15 protein-coding genes are annotated in these 15,582 nt (G+C 68.1%); 4 read left to right on the top strand and 11 right to left on the bottom strand.

From position 1 onward, the window contains the following. Positions 1 to 177 precede the first annotated feature (177 nt). Positions 178 to 642, top strand: a complete 465-nt coding sequence (locus tag A8G08_RS12730) for a hypothetical protein (RefSeq protein WP_157108547.1) — start codon at positions 178 to 180, stop codon at positions 640 to 642. After that, on the top strand, positions 639 to 1,106 hold the full coding sequence (locus tag A8G08_RS12735) for a ferritin-like domain-containing protein (protein WP_084436148.1): 468 nt from the start codon (positions 639 to 641) through the stop codon (positions 1,104 to 1,106). Before A8G08_RS12730 ends, A8G08_RS12735 begins: the two co-directional genes overlap by 4 nt. 12 nt (positions 1,107 to 1,118) lie before the next feature. Here the strand turns inward: A8G08_RS12735 and A8G08_RS12740 are convergent, their stop codons facing one another. Beyond that, positions 1,119 to 2,564: a DHA2 family efflux MFS transporter permease subunit gene (locus tag A8G08_RS12740; protein WP_068274306.1), complete on the bottom strand. Its 1,446-nt coding sequence runs from the start codon at positions 2,562 to 2,564 to the stop codon at positions 1,119 to 1,121. A 63-nt stretch (positions 2,565 to 2,627) separates the two neighbouring features. On the opposite strand from A8G08_RS12740, the gene A8G08_RS12745 reads away from it, so the two are divergent. After that, on the top strand, positions 2,628 to 3,290 hold the full coding sequence (locus A8G08_RS12745) for a TetR/AcrR family transcriptional regulator (protein WP_084436149.1): 663 nt from the start codon (positions 2,628 to 2,630) through the stop codon (positions 3,288 to 3,290). On the opposite strand, the gene A8G08_RS12750 is transcribed toward A8G08_RS12745, so the two are convergent. The 4 genes from A8G08_RS12750 to A8G08_RS12765 all read right to left on the bottom strand — a co-directional run bounded on the left by A8G08_RS12750 (position 3,280) and on the right by A8G08_RS12765 (position 8,117). Then, complete coding sequence (locus A8G08_RS12750) at positions 3,280 to 3,936, bottom strand: O-methyltransferase (protein ID WP_068274333.1); 657 nt, start codon at positions 3,934 to 3,936, stop codon at positions 3,280 to 3,282. The two genes, A8G08_RS12745 and A8G08_RS12750, sit on opposite strands and share 11 nt — an antisense overlap. Before the next feature lie 89 nt (positions 3,937 to 4,025). Further along, positions 4,026 to 5,372 carry a family 43 glycosylhydrolase gene (locus A8G08_RS12755; RefSeq protein ID WP_169823303.1) on the bottom strand — a complete coding sequence of 449 codons (1,347 nt, stop codon included), beginning with the start codon at positions 5,370 to 5,372 and terminating at the stop codon, positions 4,026 to 4,028. A 203-nt stretch (positions 5,373 to 5,575) separates the two neighbouring features. Further along, the gene (locus tag A8G08_RS12760; RefSeq protein WP_068274312.1) at positions 5,576 to 7,288 is read right to left on the bottom strand and encodes a proline--tRNA ligase; all 1,713 of its coding nucleotides are present in this window, start codon (positions 7,286 to 7,288) and stop codon (positions 5,576 to 5,578) included. A gap of 10 nt (positions 7,289 to 7,298) precedes the next feature. Then, entirely contained in the window at positions 7,299 to 8,117 is an 819-nt protein-coding gene (locus A8G08_RS12765; protein ID WP_068274314.1) for a slipin family protein, read from the bottom strand. 80 nt (positions 8,118 to 8,197) lie between these two features. On the opposite strand from A8G08_RS12765, the gene yaaA reads away from it, so the two are divergent. Then, a complete protein-coding gene (gene yaaA / locus A8G08_RS12770) occupies positions 8,198 to 8,944 on the top strand; it encodes a peroxide stress protein YaaA (protein WP_068274316.1) in 747 nt (248 codons plus the stop codon). Between the two features lie 4 nt (positions 8,945 to 8,948). Here the strand turns inward: yaaA and A8G08_RS12775 are convergent, their stop codons facing one another. From A8G08_RS12775 to A8G08_RS12800, 6 genes are all read right to left on the bottom strand, one after another. Then, positions 8,949 to 10,430, bottom strand: a complete 1,482-nt coding sequence (locus tag A8G08_RS12775) for an MFS transporter (RefSeq protein ID WP_068274318.1) — start codon at positions 10,428 to 10,430, stop codon at positions 8,949 to 8,951. A 9-nt stretch (positions 10,431 to 10,439) separates the two neighbouring features. Further along, positions 10,440 to 11,681 carry a uroporphyrinogen-III C-methyltransferase gene (gene cobA / locus A8G08_RS12780; protein ID WP_068274320.1) on the bottom strand — a complete coding sequence of 414 codons (1,242 nt, stop codon included), beginning with the start codon at positions 11,679 to 11,681 and terminating at the stop codon, positions 10,440 to 10,442. A gap of 11 nt (positions 11,682 to 11,692) precedes the next feature. Then, a complete protein-coding gene (locus A8G08_RS12785) occupies positions 11,693 to 12,097 on the bottom strand; it encodes a cobalamin biosynthesis protein (RefSeq protein ID WP_068274321.1) in 405 nt (134 codons plus the stop codon). Next, positions 12,094 to 13,491 carry a cobyrinic acid a,c-diamide synthase CobB gene (locus A8G08_RS12790; RefSeq protein WP_068274323.1) on the bottom strand — a complete coding sequence of 466 codons (1,398 nt, stop codon included), beginning with the start codon at positions 13,489 to 13,491 and terminating at the stop codon, positions 12,094 to 12,096. The genes A8G08_RS12785 and A8G08_RS12790 overlap by 4 nt, the downstream gene beginning before the upstream one ends. Before the next feature lie 10 nt (positions 13,492 to 13,501). After that, positions 13,502 to 14,122 carry a cob(I)yrinic acid a,c-diamide adenosyltransferase gene (cobO, locus tag A8G08_RS12795; RefSeq protein ID WP_068274325.1) on the bottom strand — a complete coding sequence of 207 codons (621 nt, stop codon included), beginning with the start codon at positions 14,120 to 14,122 and terminating at the stop codon, positions 13,502 to 13,504. A gap of 41 nt (positions 14,123 to 14,163) precedes the next feature. Further along, the coding region (locus tag A8G08_RS12800) for a VWA domain-containing protein (protein WP_068274334.1) at positions 14,164 to 15,582 on the bottom strand (1,419 nt) is incomplete at its 5' end.

Consider the following 15,582-nt stretch of genomic DNA (forward strand, 5'->3'; position numbering starts at 1 on the left):
GTTGTCGGTCGAACTGTTGTCTCGCGGGGGCTTGTTCGCTGCGGATATCCAGCGTAACCCGCGATTGGCCCGCCCGATCCCAGCCTGAGCGGATATGCCCAAGTCGCGTGGCAACATGTAGCGGTGCTCACAGCCACCCTTCGAAGCCGGCTCTCCCGGCGATCCTCGCTTCGGCTGATGACCGCCACCGTCGCCGCGGTGATCGTGGCCGACGTGGCAACGGCATGCGCGAGCTCGGATACCGCGGACGAACCCGCTGCCGCCGATCCGTTGATCGACGCCGCCGCACGCGCTTACGCCGATTCCGCCGCCGCGGTAGCAGCGATTGCGCTCGCCCCGCAACGGGGTCCCGCGCTGCAGACGATCGCCGACGAGCGCACCGCCCACGCGGCCGCACTGAACGATGAAATCATTAGGGCAGCAGGGAATTATGAGGATGGGACCGCGCCCACGGTCGATGGCCTGCCGGCCCCGGTCCCGCCGCCGGTACCGCCGCCGACCGTCGACGAACTGCGCAACCGGCTGCTGCGCTCCCAGCGCGAAGCTGCCGATCTTGCACGCACCCAATCGGATTACCGTGCCGGGCTGCTCGGGTCGATCAGCGCCGCCTGTGCCACGCATGCCGGGATCGTGCTCGCATGAGCGACGTCGATCTCATGCGCAAGCAGGCTTCGCTCGGGCCCGAGCAGCAGAGTCTTGTCGATGCCCTTCGTGCCGAGCATGCCGCGGTTTTCGCCTACGGGGTCGTGGCGGCGTTCTCGAATCCGCAGCGGGCGGACCTGATCGCTTCGAACAGCGCAGCCCATCGTGCGCGCCGTGACGCCACGATCGACGCGTTGAACGCCGCGAGTGTCCCCGCCCCTGTTGCCGACTCGGGTTACACCGTGCCGTTCCCGGTTGTCGACCCGATCACCGCGGCACAACTCGCCGCGACCATCGAGAACGACACCGCGGTTGCGTGGCGATCGGTGATCGAACGCGCCGAATCCGAGCACACCCGCCGCACCGGCATCGACGCTCTCACCGAATCCGCGGTTCGCCTCGCGGCTTGGCGCGCGATATTGGGAACGGCACCGGTGACGGTGCCGTTCCCTGGCCAACCCTGACGTACCGCCAGATCAGCCTGCCGCGACCAACTCCTGCGTCTTTCCGGTCCGGGCCGGGATGAACAGCGACGCGACGACTCCCACAGCGACCGCCAGCGCGCCCACGATCAATGCCGGACGCAATCCATCGGCGTAGCCGGCGGGAGTGAGCGCTCCACCCGCCGCGAGGAATACGGCGGTCAGGACCGCGACGCCGATGGCGATACCCATCTCGCGCACTGTCGAGTTGATCGAGCTCGCGGTGGCGTGGTCGGCCTCGGCCATGTCCGCGAGGACAGCGGAGGCGCTGGGTGCGAACGTCAGGCCCATGCCGACACCGGCCATCACGAACGCCGGGACGACGTCGATGTAGTCGAGGCCGGGCACGATGATCACGGCCATCCATGCCAGCGACAGGGCCTGCAACGTCAGACCGACGGTCAGCAGCGGCCGAACGCCGAGGCGCCCCACCAGCATTCCGGCGATCGGCGCGACCACCATCGGCGCCGCGGTCCACGGCAGTGTGCGCAGACCGGCCTGCAACGGCGTGTACCCCATCACGATCTGGAGGTACTGCGAGAGCAGGAACACCGCACCCATCATGCCAAGCGAGAAGCCAAGGGCCACAACGTTTGCCATCGAGAAGCTCCGCGAGCGGAATAGCCGCAGCGGGACGACGGGGTACCGGGTACGAGCCTCCCGCACCACGAACGCGATGACCAGCACGGTCGCGGCAAGCAAGGTGCCCAGCACCGACAGCGAAGTCCAGCCGTCGTCGTTGCCGTGCACGACTCCCCACACCGCGGCGAACACCGCGCCGCCGATCAGCAGCACGCCCGGAATATCAATGGGCACAATGTGTCCGAACGATTCACCGAGGGCAAAGAACACGAGCGGAATAGCGACGATGGCCACCGGAATGTTGAGCCAGAAGATCGCCTGCCAGGAGATGCCGTCCACGACGGCACCACCAACGACCGGGCCGAGTGCGACACCGAGTCCGGAGACGCCACCCCAGACACCGATTGCCATGGCGCGCTTGGCTTCCGGAACCGCTGCCGCGAGCAGAGCGAGCGAGAGTGGCATGATCGCGGCGGCGCCGACGCCCTGCAGCGCGCGGGAGGCGATCAGCATTTCCGGCGTGTTCGACAGCGCGGACGCGGCCGAGGCGATCGTGAAGATCACGATGCCGGCGAGGAACACCCGACGGCGCCCGAGCCGGTCGCCGAGGGTGGCGGCCGGGAGCATCAATGTGGCGAAACACAGCGTGTAGGCGTTCACAAACCACTGCAGGTCCCCTACCCCGGCCGACAGATCGACGCTGATCACCGGCAGTGCGCTGGTCATCACGAGGTTGTCCAGCGTGGCCATGAACATCGGCAGCGACGCGGCGAGCAGCGCGATTCCCAGCGGGACCGCGCGCCGCGGGGGTCGTGGCGTGGCCTCTTCGAGCACCGATCGATCGGTGACTGTCGTCATGGCGCACCTCCTTTGTAAGCATCGGATGATTACTTATTGGGAGATTAGTAATCGACTGATAACATGTCAACCATGTCCGCCGAAGAAGTCGAACGCACTACTCGGATGAGCGCCGCACAGCGCCGCGAGCAGATCCTCGCGGCCGCCTCGCGAGCCTTCGCCCAGAGCGGCTACGCGGGCACCAGCACAGATGCCGTGGCCCGGGAGGCGGGCGTTTCCCAGCCGTACGTGGTGCGCATGTTCGGCACCAAGGCCGACCTGTTCCGCGAGGTCTTCCAGCGCTCGATCGACGCGATCCTCTCCACTTTCACTGCCGAACTCGACCGGATCGACGCCGATCCGGACGCGCCGGACGTGGAGACCGAGGAGTACTGGGACCGCCTCGGCGCCGTCTACGGCGAGCTGGTCACCGACCGGAGCATCCTGCTGGTGCTCATGCACGGTTTCGTGGCCGGTTCGATTCCGGAAATCGGCGCCCAAGCGCGAACCGGCATGTCGCAGATCTACGAACTGATCCGGCGGCGCACGAACTGCACCCCCGATCGGGCCCGCGAATTCTTTGCACAGGGCATGCTGCTGAATACCCTGCTGGCCATGCAGGCACCGGAGCATTCGATGGACGACCCGGCGCTGCTCGAGCTGTGCAGCTGCTCGTTCGGCCCGATCCTTCCAGTGGTGACCGCGGCCGGTATCGCGCAGCTCGCGGGCGAAACCGCTACTCGGTAACCAGCGCGAACGCCAGACCGTCCCAGCCCTTGGCTCCAACGGTCTGCAGCGCCGACCCGTCGAGTCGGGGATGGTTCGCGATCAGCTCGATTGCCGCACGCGTGCCGAGGATCGCCGGATCCGAGGTGTCCGCGTCGGCCACGCCGCCGCGGCGCACCACGTTGTCGACGATGATCAGCGCACCGGGACGGCTGCGCGCCAGCGCCGCATCCACGTAGTTCGCGTTGTTCTCCTTGTCGGCATCGATGAAGAACAGGTCGAACGGACCCGCAATATCGGGCAGCGATTCCAGTGCGGCACCGACGCGGATGTCGACCCGCTCCCCCACCCCGGCCCGGTCGAGGTTGGCTCGTGCCACCTCGGCATGGTGTGGGTCGAATTCCAGCGTCGTGACGTGGCCTTCCGGTCCCACCGCTCGCGCCAGCCAGATTGTGCTGTAGCCGCCGAGGGTGCCGATTTCGAGCACTCGCTTTGCGCCGATCGCGCGCGCCAGCACGGACAGGAACTTGCCCTGCGCGGGAGAGACGTCGATGGCGGGCAGACCCGCCGCATGGTTCGCTTCCAGCGCGTCGGACACGGCAGTGTCGCTGCCGATCAGCGTGGTGGCGAGGTAGTCGTCGACGTCCGTCCAGGTGGAATCAGCCATGCCGCCATTCTGCCGCCGCATTGGGCGCAGTGCGGATGGTCGCAATCAGCCTGACGCAAAGAGTGCTGTCCCTAGCCGGTACCCGCAACCTAGGGCGCAGACTTCAATACCGTCGTGGTGCCGAATTCGACCGGCTGCAACGGGAACCCGCCCGCGTACCCGACCATGTCGTACATTCCTCCCGCGTCCTGCTGTGCCACGGTGTAGCTGACCGGAACCTCGAACACCGCTCCCGGTTGAAGGTTGACTTGGACGGGGCCGAAGATCGGTCCGAACCGCCCACCGTCCGGTTTGGTCACCTCCACCCACACCTGACCGGTGAACCCGCGGTCGGCGAAGGCCTGCACGCGCAACGTCGCGCTGATCACGCCGCCCTGCGCCGGGAGTGCGTTGGCACTCGCGTCCCGCATCGAGACCCGGACCGGTAGCCGGACTTCCGGCAGTTCCGAACCAGCGGAAGACGGCGATCCATTACCTATCTGTGGCCAACCGTTCGCCCAAACGATGCGATCGATCATTCCCTCACGGCGCTGTAGGCCACCCGGTAGCGACAGATTGTCCCGCGGCGTGGCGTGATAGACGAGCCAGTCGGTGCCCGCGTCGTCAGCCACGACGGCATTGTGCCCGGGACCGACCCAAGCCTGATTGCCGGCGAGGATCACATCGCCCCCACCTTCGTTCAGGTTCCGACCCGCGCGATCGACGTACGGCCCGGTGATCGAGGTCGACCTGCCGACCAACACTCGATATGCCGAACTCGCTCCCGTGCAACAGTCTCCTGCTGAAACGAAGAGGTAGTAGTACCCGTCGTGCTGCTCGACGTACGCGGCTTCGAACCGGTTGTCCGCCACACGAACTGGCCTACCGGCCGGGACGCTGCCGGCCACATCGAGCGGAACCGCATACACGCCATGGAAATTGCCGACGAACAACGACTGACCGGCGCTGTCTGCCCAGAGGAAGGGATCGATTGTTCCCTTGATGCCTATGTCGTTCGCGCAGAAGACTGCCCGACCCAGGTCGGTCCACGGGCCGGTCGGACTCGCAGCGGTCGCCAAACCGATACACGGATTGTCGCCGCCGCCGAGCGAGTAGTAGAGCCGATATTGTCCATTGACGTAGTGGATGTCGGGCGCCCACAGCCCACGATTGCCGGATTGCCACGCGGGAGGCCGGTCGAAGACCGTCCCGGCGTACATCCAATTGGTCAGATCGAACGACTTGAATATGGGCAGCAGTCGGAGGCCCCGTCCGTCACGCCAATCGTCGGAGGTGCTGAACAGGTAATACATCCCATCCGGCCCCCGGACGATGCTGGGGTCGGCCGCAACCGGTTTGACGATCGGGTTGGTGCGCTCCGCCGACCCGCTCGAGTTGGCGTGCGCCGCCGGCGCGAATGCGCAAGCGAGCCCGAGAATTGCAAACAGTATGAGCAACAGACTGCGCCCATCTAGCACACGTGGCGCCATCTAACGCTCCCAAATCGCTGAGGTTGCGTTAGTGTAACGAACATCACACTAGATGAAAAGGGTACGTTTCACCTGGCTGTGACCAGGGGCTTTTCCGTCCTCGTCCCGGGCGAGTAACGATTACGAAACGTTACTAGCCGCGGACCCGTCGGACGATAACGGACGGCGAACTACCACTCCGCCGCGGCCACCTCGTCGCTCGCACCGGTGAAGCGGTCCCGGATCTCGACCTTGCCCTCGGCCCAGCCGCGCCCGACCACCACGATCAGCGGAACGCCGATCAGCTCGGAATCCTTGAACTTCACACCGGGCGAAGACTTGCGGTCGTCGAGGACGACCTCGAGTCCCGCGAGGTCGAGGTCGGCGGCGAGCTGTTCGGCACCCTCGCGAGCCCCCTCGTCCTTGTTCGCAATCACCACGTGCACGTCGAACGGCGCAACCTCGGCCGGCCAGCGCAGACCCTTATCGTCGTGCTGCTGCTCGGCGATCACCGCGACGAGCCGGGACACACCAACGCCATATGAGCCCATGGTCAGGCGCACGGGCTTGCCACTCTCACCGAGCACATCCACTTCGAAAGCGTCGGTGTACTTCTGCCCGAGCTGGAAGATGTGGCCGATCTCGATACCGCGCGCGGCAACGAGCGGGCCGCGTCCGTCCGGCGACGGATCACCGTCGCGGACCTCGGCGGCCTCGATGGTGCCGTCCGGGGTGAAATCGCGCCCGGCGACGAGATCCACCACGTGACGGCCCGGTGCGTCGGCGCCGGTGATCCAGCGCGTGCCCGAGACGATTCGCGGGTCGACGAGGTAGCGAACCCCGTTGTCCTGCAGCCCCTTCGGGCCGATGTAACCCTTCACCAGGAACGGGTTCGCCTTGAAGTCGTCTTCGGTGAGCAGCTCGAACGCGGCCGGTTCCAATGCCGCGCCGAGGCGCTTCTCGTCCACCTCACGGTCACCTGGGACACCGATGCCGAGCAGTTCGGTGTTGCCGTCCGGGTGATGCAGCTTCACAAGCACGTTCTTGAGCGTGTCGGCTGCGGTGACCTCGCGGTCCAGCGCCGAGTTCGCCCAGTCGACCAGGGTCGCGATGGTCGGGGTGTCGGGCGTGTCGTGCACGACCGCTTCCGGCGCATCATCGAACGGAATCGCGGGCGGCGCGGTGGTGACCACCGCCTCCACGTTCGCGGCATATCCGGACTCGATGCAGCGCACGTACGTGTCCTCGCCGATCTCGCTCTCGGCGAGGAACTCCTCGGACGCGCTGCCGCCCATGGCTCCGGAGGTCGCAGCGACAATCACGTACTTCACGGCGAGGCGAGCGAAGATCCGCTGGTACGCGTCGCGGTGCGCCTCGTAGGAGGCCTTGAGCCCGTCGTCGTCGAGATCGAAGGAGTAGGAGTCCTTCATGATGAACTCGCGGCCGCGCAGGATGCCCGCGCGGGGGCGCTCCTCGTCGCGGTACTTGGTCTGAATCTGATACAGGGTGACCGGCAGGTCCTTGTAGGAGTTGTACTCGCCCTTCACCGTCAGCGCGAAGAGCTCCTCGTGCGTCGGACCGAGCAGGTAGTCGGCACCCTTGCGGTCCTGGAGGCGGAACAGGCCGTCGCCGTACTCCGTCCAGCGGTTGGTCGTCTCGTACGGATCGCGCGGCAACAGCGCGGGCAACGAGATCTCCTGCGCACCGATCGCATTCATCTCCTCACGGACCACGCGCTCCACCTCACGCAGCACCCGCAGGCCGAGCGGCAGCCACGAGTACACGCCGGGCGCGATGCGGCGCACATAGCCGGCGCGGACGAGCAGCTTGTGGCTGGCGACCTCGGCGTCGGCCGGGTCGTCGCGCAGCGTGCGCAGGAACAACTGAGAAAGGCGGGTGATCACGGCGTAGAGCCTAATGGGTCGGACCGGGCGTGCTCTCGGCCGATCCGTTGGCGCTCCGTCCAGCGGCCTGCGACGGTGTCGACTTCTCGAGGAAACGCAGCAGTTCGACCGGGAACGGCAGCACAAGGGTGGAGTTCTTCTCCGCCGCCACCTCCACCACCGTCTCGAGCAACCGCAGCTGGAGCGCCGCCGGCGATTCGGTCATCTTCGATCCGGCCTCGGCCAACTTGTAGGAGGCCTGCAGCTCACCGTCGGCCGCGATCACCCGCGCCCGCCGCTCCCGCTCAGCCTCGGCCTGCCGCGACATCGACCGCTTCATCGGTTCGGGTAGCGCGACGTCCTTGATTTCGACGCGGTCGATGTGGATGCCCCAGCCGAGCGCCGGGCTGTCGATCATCAGCTCGAGTCCCTGATTGAGTCGCTCGCGATTGGACAGCAGATCGTCGAGCTCACTCTTGCCGATGATCGAGCGTAGCGACGTCTGCGCCACTTGCGCGACGGCAAACTCGTAATCCTGCACCTTGACGATCGCCTGCACCGGGTCGATGACGTTGAAGTACACCACCGCGTCCACCTTTACGGTGACGTTGTCGCGCGTGATGCCCTCCTGCGCCGGCACCGGCATCGTGACGATCTGCAAGTTGACTTTGTGCATCCGATCGATCATCGGGACGATCATCGCCAAGCCAGGCTGTCGAATCTCCGGACGCACCCGGCCGAACCGGAACACGACACCCTGCTCGTACTGCTGGACGATGCGCGTTCCCAGACCGGCCACAGTCGCGACGCCGAGCGCGACTATGACGATGACGCTCAACAGTAGGACCATGCCGAACTCCCGGTCCGGGCACTCGAACCTGTGTGCCAACTGATGCCGACGTTACGCCGGTCGCCCGATAGAGTCCCCTGGTGCTCGTGCTGCTGCCACCCTCCGAAACCAAGTCCGATGGCGGCCGCGGCCCGGCCCTCGACCTCAGCGAGCTGGCCATGCCGAAGCTCACCGAAATCCGCGAGACGCTCGTGCACGCGCTGGTCGATCTCTCGGCCGACCAGGAGGGCTCGGCGAACGCGCTCGGACTCAGCGCCGGGCAGTTTCACGAGATCGACCGCAATGCGGCCCTTTGGACCTCATCGACCACGCCCGCATTACGCCGCTACACCGGCGTGCTCTACGACGCACTCGACGCCAAGGGCTTCACCCGAGTGCAGCGCGACAAGGCACATGCCCGCCTCGCGATCGGTTCTGCCCTGTTCGGCGCTGTGCGAGCGGGCGATCCCATTCCCGCCTACCGGCTGTCCGGCGGAAACAAACTGCCCGGGTTCGGCACGCTGGCCGCGGAATGGCGCGCCGAACTTCCCTCCGCGCTGGAGGCCGAGGCCGACGGCGGGCTTGTCGTCGACCTCCGCTCCGGGGTGTATCAGCAGCTCGGCAAGGTGCCCGATGCCGTGATCGCGACCGTGCTCACCGAAGCCGCCGACGGATCGCGCAGCGTGGTGAGCCATTTCAACAAGCATCACAAGGGTCTGCTCGCCCGCGCGCTCGTCGTCAGTCGCGCGGAACCGGACAGCATCGAGGGTGTCGCCCGCGTGGCCTCGAAGGCCGGGCTGCGCGTCGAACTGGCCTCCGAGCGCGAGCTGATCATCCTCACCGACTGAGGGGTCAGTCGTGCTGCTGGGCCGCTTCCGTCGCGGCCTGCGCCTGCGCGACCTGCTCGCTGGTGAAGCGGATGAAGAGCGCGACCACTCCGGCCGCAAGTACGCACGCCGCCGCACCGACCAGCGCGAACGTGTATCCCTCGCCGAGCGCGGTCAGCTGATCGGCATTCATGTCCGCCACCGCGCCGTCCGATCCGCCGAGGGACAGGGTGCGCGAGGTCGCCATCGCACCGACAACCGCGAGAGCAAGCGGGCCGCTGAGTGTCTGCGCCACCTGGGTGATCGCGGTCAGCGGACCGATCTCGGTCTCCGCCACGCCTGCCACGGCGCACAGCGGCAGCGGCACGACCGCCATGCCGACACCGAAACCGATCCCGATGACGGGTACGAACAGGTCGCCGAAGTAGGTGGCCGACGAATCGAGCGTGGAGCCGTAGAGCAGGCCGATCACCATGATCAGCGCACCGATCAGCACCAACCAGCGCGGCGCGAGGTGGACGACGACCTTCGACGCCACCACGGAACCCACACCAAGTCCGACGGCGAACGGGATGAACGCCACGCCCGCCTGCAGTGGGCTGTAGCCGAGGATGTCCTGCACGAACAGCGCGACGTAGACGGTGGTGCAGAACAGCGCGGCGCCCGAGAACGCGATCGCGGCGAACGTCGCCACCCGGTCCCGGTTACGGAACAGCGAGAACGGCAACAGCGGGTTGCTCGCGGTCCGTTCGACGAAGAGGAAGGCACCGAGCAGCACGAATCCGGTCACCAGCGACGCGATCACGGCCACCGAACCCCAGCCCAACTCGGGCCCTTCACTGACGCCGAACACGAACGCGGTGCAGCCGAGCGTCGCAAGGATCGCGCCGGGCACATCGAGGGCCAGCCGCTGGCTGGCGGTCTCGCGCAGCGCGACGATCGCGAGGATCACGATCACCACGCCGATCGGCACGTTGATGAGGAAGATCCAGCGCCACGACACCTCGGTGAGCGCGCCACCGACTATCAGGCCCGTGATCGACCCGACGCCGGTCATTGCGGCGAAGATGGCGATCGCCTGGTTACGGACGGGGCCGGGCGCGAAGGTGGTCGCCACGAGGGCCAGCGCGGTGGGCGAAGCAATCGCGGCCCCCGTGCCCTGTAGCGCGCGCGCGAGCACCAGCATCGCCTCGTTCATGGCGATTCCACACAGCAGTGATGCCGCAGTGAACAGCGAGACGCCGAGAATGAAGATCCGCTTGCGGCCGTACGCATCACCGACCCGGCCGCCGAGCAGCATGAGCCCGCCGAACGCGAGCGCATAGGACACGACCACCCAGTTGCGGCCCGCGTCGGACAGGCCGAGGTCATCCTGCAGGCGAGCGAGCGCGAGGTTCGCAACGGTGCCGTCGAGCACCACCATCAACTGCAGGCCACCGAGCACGATGATGGCCAGTCCCAGAGCGCTCTTCGTCACCGGGTACTGGTTCGTCGTGGAGTCGGTCATGGCGCCAACCTACCGGGGGTCCGCGTCGGTGCCGAAGCCCGCGACGGGTCCGATAACGACGATCGCGGGCGGCCGGATGTTCTCGGTCCGTACGCGTGCCGCAACCGTGCTCAGGTCGGCGCGGACGATGCGCTCGGTGCGCAACGTGCCTTCCTGAATCACCGTCGCGGGCGTGTCGGTGGGCCGTCCGCCGGCCATCAAAGCCTCGGCGAATTGCTCGATCCGCTCGACCGCCATCAGCAGCACGATCGTGCCGTTGAGTCGGGCAAGTGCGTTCCAGTCGACGAGCGACTCGGGGTGGCCGGGCGGCAGATGACCGCTGACGACGACGAATTCGTGGGTGACGCCGCGGTGGGTCACCGGGATGCCCGCGCTCGACGGCACGGAGATCGCGCTGGTGATGCCGGGAACCACCGTCACCGGGATGCCCTCGGCGACACACGCCTCGAGCTCCTCGTAGCCGCGGCCGAAAACGTACGGGTCGCCGCCCTTGAGCCGGACCACGAACTTGCCCGCCTTCGCCCCGTCGATGAGCGCGGCGTTGATCGCCTCCTGCGCCATCGCCCGGCCGTACGGAATCTTCGCCGCGTCGATTACCTCGACGTGCGGGGGTAGTTCGGCGAGAAGTTCGGGCGGGGCCAGCCGGTCGGCGACAACCAGGTCGGCGCGCGCGAGCAGGCGGCGGCCGCGGACGGTGATGAGGTCCGGATCGCCCGGCCCGCCACCAACGAGCGCGACACCCGGCTCGACCGGCGCGGAGGTATCCGCGACGATGCCGGACTGCAGGGCCTCGACGAGCGCGGTGCGGACGGCAGCCGAGCGGCGATGCGCGCCACCCGCGAGCACTCCGAGGGTGAGGCCGTCGAATTGCGCTGTGGCAGGGGTGACCGCGGTGCCTAGGCGCGCGTGATCCGCACGCACGCAGAAGATTCGGCTGCGCTCGGCCTCGGCCACCACCGCGGCATTGATATCGGGGCTGTTGGTGCAGGCGATCGCGTACCAGGCCTCGGCCAGATCGCCGTCGCGGTAGTCGCGCAGCTCGATCCGGACCTGCCCTGCGGTTCCCATGCCTTCGACGGCCGGGGTGACCGCTGGGCTGATGACGACAATGTCGGCACCGGACGAGATGAGCAGGCCTAGGCGGCGCTGTGCCACCGACCCGCCGCCGATGACGACGACGCGGCGTCCGGCGAGGTCGAGGCCGACAAGGTAGCTCGACTCTTCGGTCGGCTGCGGATCGTCCGTTTGCACGGTGGAGAACCTTACGCGAGGGCCATGGGCCCGCTTGCCGCCCGATCCGTCCCATCGCATGCCGCGACCGCCACGGTTACCGGACCGACGATCCGCTTTGCCACGACGAGCCGGTCACCGGCGAGCACTGCCGCGGCCTCGGCGACGCTCGGAGTGCCGAGCGCCGCCGCAGTGCGGGCGGAGTGCTGCACACCCGGCACGACGGACAGTTCCGCCGGTGGGTACGACCGGATGGCAACGCCGAGTGCCGCCGCTGCTGCGACGATTCCCGGCTCGTTGGCCCTGCTGTCCACGGTTGCGAGGCAGCACAAAACCACCGGCTCGGCGAGTACCTCGAGTGCGGCCGCCACGGCGGCCTCGACCTCCGCGGCGCCGGTGCCGGGGCGCATGCCGACCCCGACCGCGACCTCGGTCATCGGCCGTAGCTCTTCGCGAACCGCTCGGCCGCGCGGACGAACCGTCCGATCGCCTGCGGATTGCCGGCCGGATGGGTGTGCAGGTAGGAGGCATGAACGGTCCCGTGCACGAATCCTTCGCGCACGGGCGCACCTGCCCAGGACCGCCAACCCCAGGCCGAGGTCTCCGTCGCCGCACCGCTGACGAGCTGGGTGCGGTGGAACTCGTGGCCGGTGACGCGCTCCCCTGCGGTCCACAGCGATGAGTCGGTCAGCGCGACTGCCTCGCGGTATCCGAGGGTGAGGGTGCGCCCGAACTCCGCCGCCACGTCGAGAACGCCCGTCATGTCGTGGCCGTCGAGCGTGCGGGTGAGGTAGAGCAGTCCCGCGCATTCGGCGTGCACCGGCATACCGGCCGCCACCCGTTCGGCAACCGCCGCACGCAGTCCAGTGTTGGCGGACAGCTCGGCGGCATGTTCCTCGGGGAACCCGCCGGGCAGCACCAACGCGGCGGCCTTCTCGGGCAGCGGATCGATCAACGGGTCGAACACCGCGACATCGGCCCCTGCGGCATCGAGGAGTTCGCGATGCTCCGCGTAGCCGAATGTGAATGCGGGCCCGCCCGCGAGCGCGACGCATACGCGCCCGTCCGTCGCGGCGAACTCTCCAACCTCTGTGGCGGGATCCCACGGCGGCGCTGCGGTCGCGCTGCGCGCCGCGGCCACGACGGCGTCGAGGTCAACGTTGGCCGCGACCAGGCTGGTCATCGCGTCTACCGCGGATACCGCGGCGACGCCGTGCTCCACCGCCGGGATCAGGCCGAGATGACGCGACGGCACCGATAGCTCGTCCATTCGACCGAGCACACCGAGCACCGGTAGGCCGACCCGCGCGCACGCAGCCCGCAGGACCTCGGCGTGCCGGTCACTACCGACCCGATTGAGGATCACTCCGCCGATCCGCACCGCAGGGTCGTAGGTGGCGAAGCCGTGCAACAGCGCCGCGAGGCTCTGGCTGTGCCCGCGTGCGTCTACGACCAGGATCACCGGCGCACCGAGCAACGCGGCCACTTGCGCGGTGGATCCCTCGGCCGACGGCGTCGCATCGGTGTCACTGGCGGCGATCTTGCCGTCGAACAGGCCCATCACGCCTTCGACCACTGCGATGTCGCAGCCCACGCTGCCGTGGGCGTAAAGCCCCGGTACCCGCTCGGCACCGACCAGCACGGTGTCGAGGTTGCGGCCGGGCCGTCCCGCGGCGAGCCCGTGGTAGCCGGGATCGATGTAATCCGGGCCGACCTTGAACGGCGCGACCCGGTGCCCGGCGGCGCGCAGGGCACCGACAAGTCCGGTGGCGACAGTGGTCTTGCCGCTGCCCGAGGCGGGCGCGGCGATCACCACGGCAGGGACGCTCATACTTCGGTGCTCACCATTCGATGCCGCGCTGGCCCTTCCGGCCGGCGTCCATCGGATGCTTCACCTTGGTCATCTCGGTTACGAGATCGGCGGCCTCGACAAGCGCCTGGGGCGCGTCGCGGCCGGTGATCACGACGTGCTGATTACCCGGCCGGTCGGTAAGTACCTGCACCACCTCGTCGACGTCGACCCAGCCCCACTTCAGCGGGTAGGTGAACTCGTCGAGCACATAGAAACGGTGAGTCTCCGCCGCGAGGCGGCGTTCGATCTCGCGCCAGCCCTCCAGCGCCGCGACGGCGTGGTCCTCCTCGCTGCCGTGCTTACGCGTCCACGACCAACCCTCGCCCATCTTGTGCCACTGCACCGCGCCACCGGCGCCGGTGCTGTCGTGCACGTCGCCGAGCGCGCGAAAAGCGGCCTCCTCGCCCACTTTCCACTTCGCGCTCTTCACGAACTGGAACACGCCGATATCGAAGCCCTGGTTCCAGGCGCGCAACGCCATGCCGAACGCCGCGGTCGACTTACCCTTGCCGGGTCCGGTGTGCACCGCCAGGACCGGCTGGTTGCGACGTTGCCGGGTGGAGAGCCCGTCGGCCGGGATGGAATCGGGCAACGGAACCCCTTTGGGCATGTGCGCCTTGTCCTTTCGTGATTCTGGCTAATGAGTGCTGCTCAGGCGGCGCGGCCGGTGCGGCGCGGATCGCCGAGTCGCACGACTCCGGTCACGGCATCAGAGGTGATCTCGTCGAGCCGCAGGCAGATGCCGCCGAGATTGCGGGCGATTTCGGCGGCCAACCCAAGCCGGATCATGCCGCGCTCGCAGTCCACCACCACCGAGGTCGCCCCGGTGCCGGCGAGCAGAGCCGCGGCAGCACGCGCGCGGCCAATCGGATCGGCACCACCGGTGGCCCGGCCGTCGGTCAGCAGAACCATCATCGCGCGGCGCTGGGGGTCCCGAACCTGTTCGCGCAGAACCACTTCCCGGGCGCGGAGCAAGCCCTGGCCGAGCGGCGTCTTGCCGCCGGTCCGCAGACCCGCGAGCCGGCGCACGGCGATGTCCACCGACGAAGTCGGCGGTAGCACCAGTTCGGCCTCAGCCCCGCGCAGCGTGATCACGGCGACTTTGTCCCGGCGCTGATAGGCGTCGCGCAGCAAGGCGACAACCGCACCGGTCACGGCGGAGAGCCGGTCGCGCGCGGCCATCGAACCGGATGCGTCGACCACGAACACGACAAGGTTGGACTCGCGCCCTTCCCGCTCTGCACCGCGAACATCGTTGGAGGTCAGGATAATTCGGCCATCGGTACGACCACGGGCACGCTGGTGGCGAGCGGCGGCATACAGCGTGCCGATCAGGTGCAGCCCGTGTCCGGGCTGATCGGTGGCACGCGTGGCGCGACCATGCCGGGCCTGCGAGCGAGACCGCCGCCCGGGTGCTCCCTGTCCGACACCGGGAACCTCGAGTTTGCGCACCGCGCCGCTCACCTGCCGCGGCGGGCCGGCCTGGCGCCCGGGCGCGACACCGCCACCGGGACCACCGTCGCCATCGGGATCGTCGTTCCCGGGCTCCTCCTGGCTGTCGCTCGGCGGTTCCGCCGGGGCGCCGCCATCGCGGTCACCCTGATCCGGCTCGTTGTCGGGTTGCTCGTCGAGATGGCGCTGCGCGTCCTGCATCGCCTCATCGAGCTGCTCCGGATCGATACCGGGCTCGTCGAAGGGATCCCGGCGCCGCCGATGCGGCAGCGCGAGCTCCGCGGCGACACGGACGTCGTCCTCGGTCACCGCGAGGGCACCGCGCCACGCGGCGTGCGCGGTCGCGGTGCGCGCGACGACGAGGTCGGCACGCATCCCGTCGACATCGAACGAGGCACACAGCGCCGCGATCCGGCGCAGTTCGTCGTCATCGAGAAGCACGTCGTCCACGACATCGCGGGCACCGAGGATTCGTGCGGCGACCGCGGCGTCCTCGTCGGCCCACGCCGCAGCAAACTCGGACGGGTCACGCTCGAAGTCGAGGCGCCGGCGAATTACCTCCATGCGGACGTCCACGTCGCGCGAGGCAGTCACGTCGACGGTAAGGCCGAACCGGTC

Source organism: Aldersonia kunmingensis (assembly GCF_001646865.1).
GTDB classification, from domain to species: Bacteria; Actinomycetota; Actinomycetes; order Mycobacteriales; family Mycobacteriaceae; genus Aldersonia; species Aldersonia kunmingensis.

Coding starts and splice junctions, on each gene's coding strand:
- A8G08_RS12775 (WP_068274318.1), bottom strand. CDS start 10,430: ATGACCGACTCCACGACGAACCAGTACCCGGTGACGAAGAGCGCTCTG.
- A8G08_RS12785 (WP_068274321.1), bottom strand. CDS start 12,097: ATGACCGAGGTCGCGGTCGGGGTCGGCATGCGCCCCGGCACCGGCGCC.
- A8G08_RS12750 (WP_068274333.1), bottom strand. CDS start 3,936: ATGGCTGATTCCACCTGGACGGACGTCGACGACTACCTCGCCACCACG.
- A8G08_RS12730 (WP_157108547.1), top strand. CDS start 178: ATGACCGCCACCGTCGCCGCGGTGATCGTGGCCGACGTGGCAACGGCA.
- A8G08_RS12740 (WP_068274306.1), bottom strand. CDS start 2,564: ATGACGACAGTCACCGATCGATCGGTGCTCGAAGAGGCCACGCCACGA.
- A8G08_RS12735 (WP_084436148.1), top strand. CDS start 639: ATGAGCGACGTCGATCTCATGCGCAAGCAGGCTTCGCTCGGGCCCGAG.
- A8G08_RS12790 (WP_068274323.1), bottom strand. CDS start 13,491: ATGAGCGTCCCTGCCGTGGTGATCGCCGCGCCCGCCTCGGGCAGCGGC.
- A8G08_RS12765 (WP_068274314.1), bottom strand. CDS start 8,117: ATGGTCCTACTGTTGAGCGTCATCGTCATAGTCGCGCTCGGCGTCGCG.
- cobO (WP_068274325.1), bottom strand. CDS start 14,122: ATGCCCAAAGGGGTTCCGTTGCCCGATTCCATCCCGGCCGACGGGCTC.
- A8G08_RS12745 (WP_084436149.1), top strand. CDS start 2,628: ATGTCAACCATGTCCGCCGAAGAAGTCGAACGCACTACTCGGATGAGC.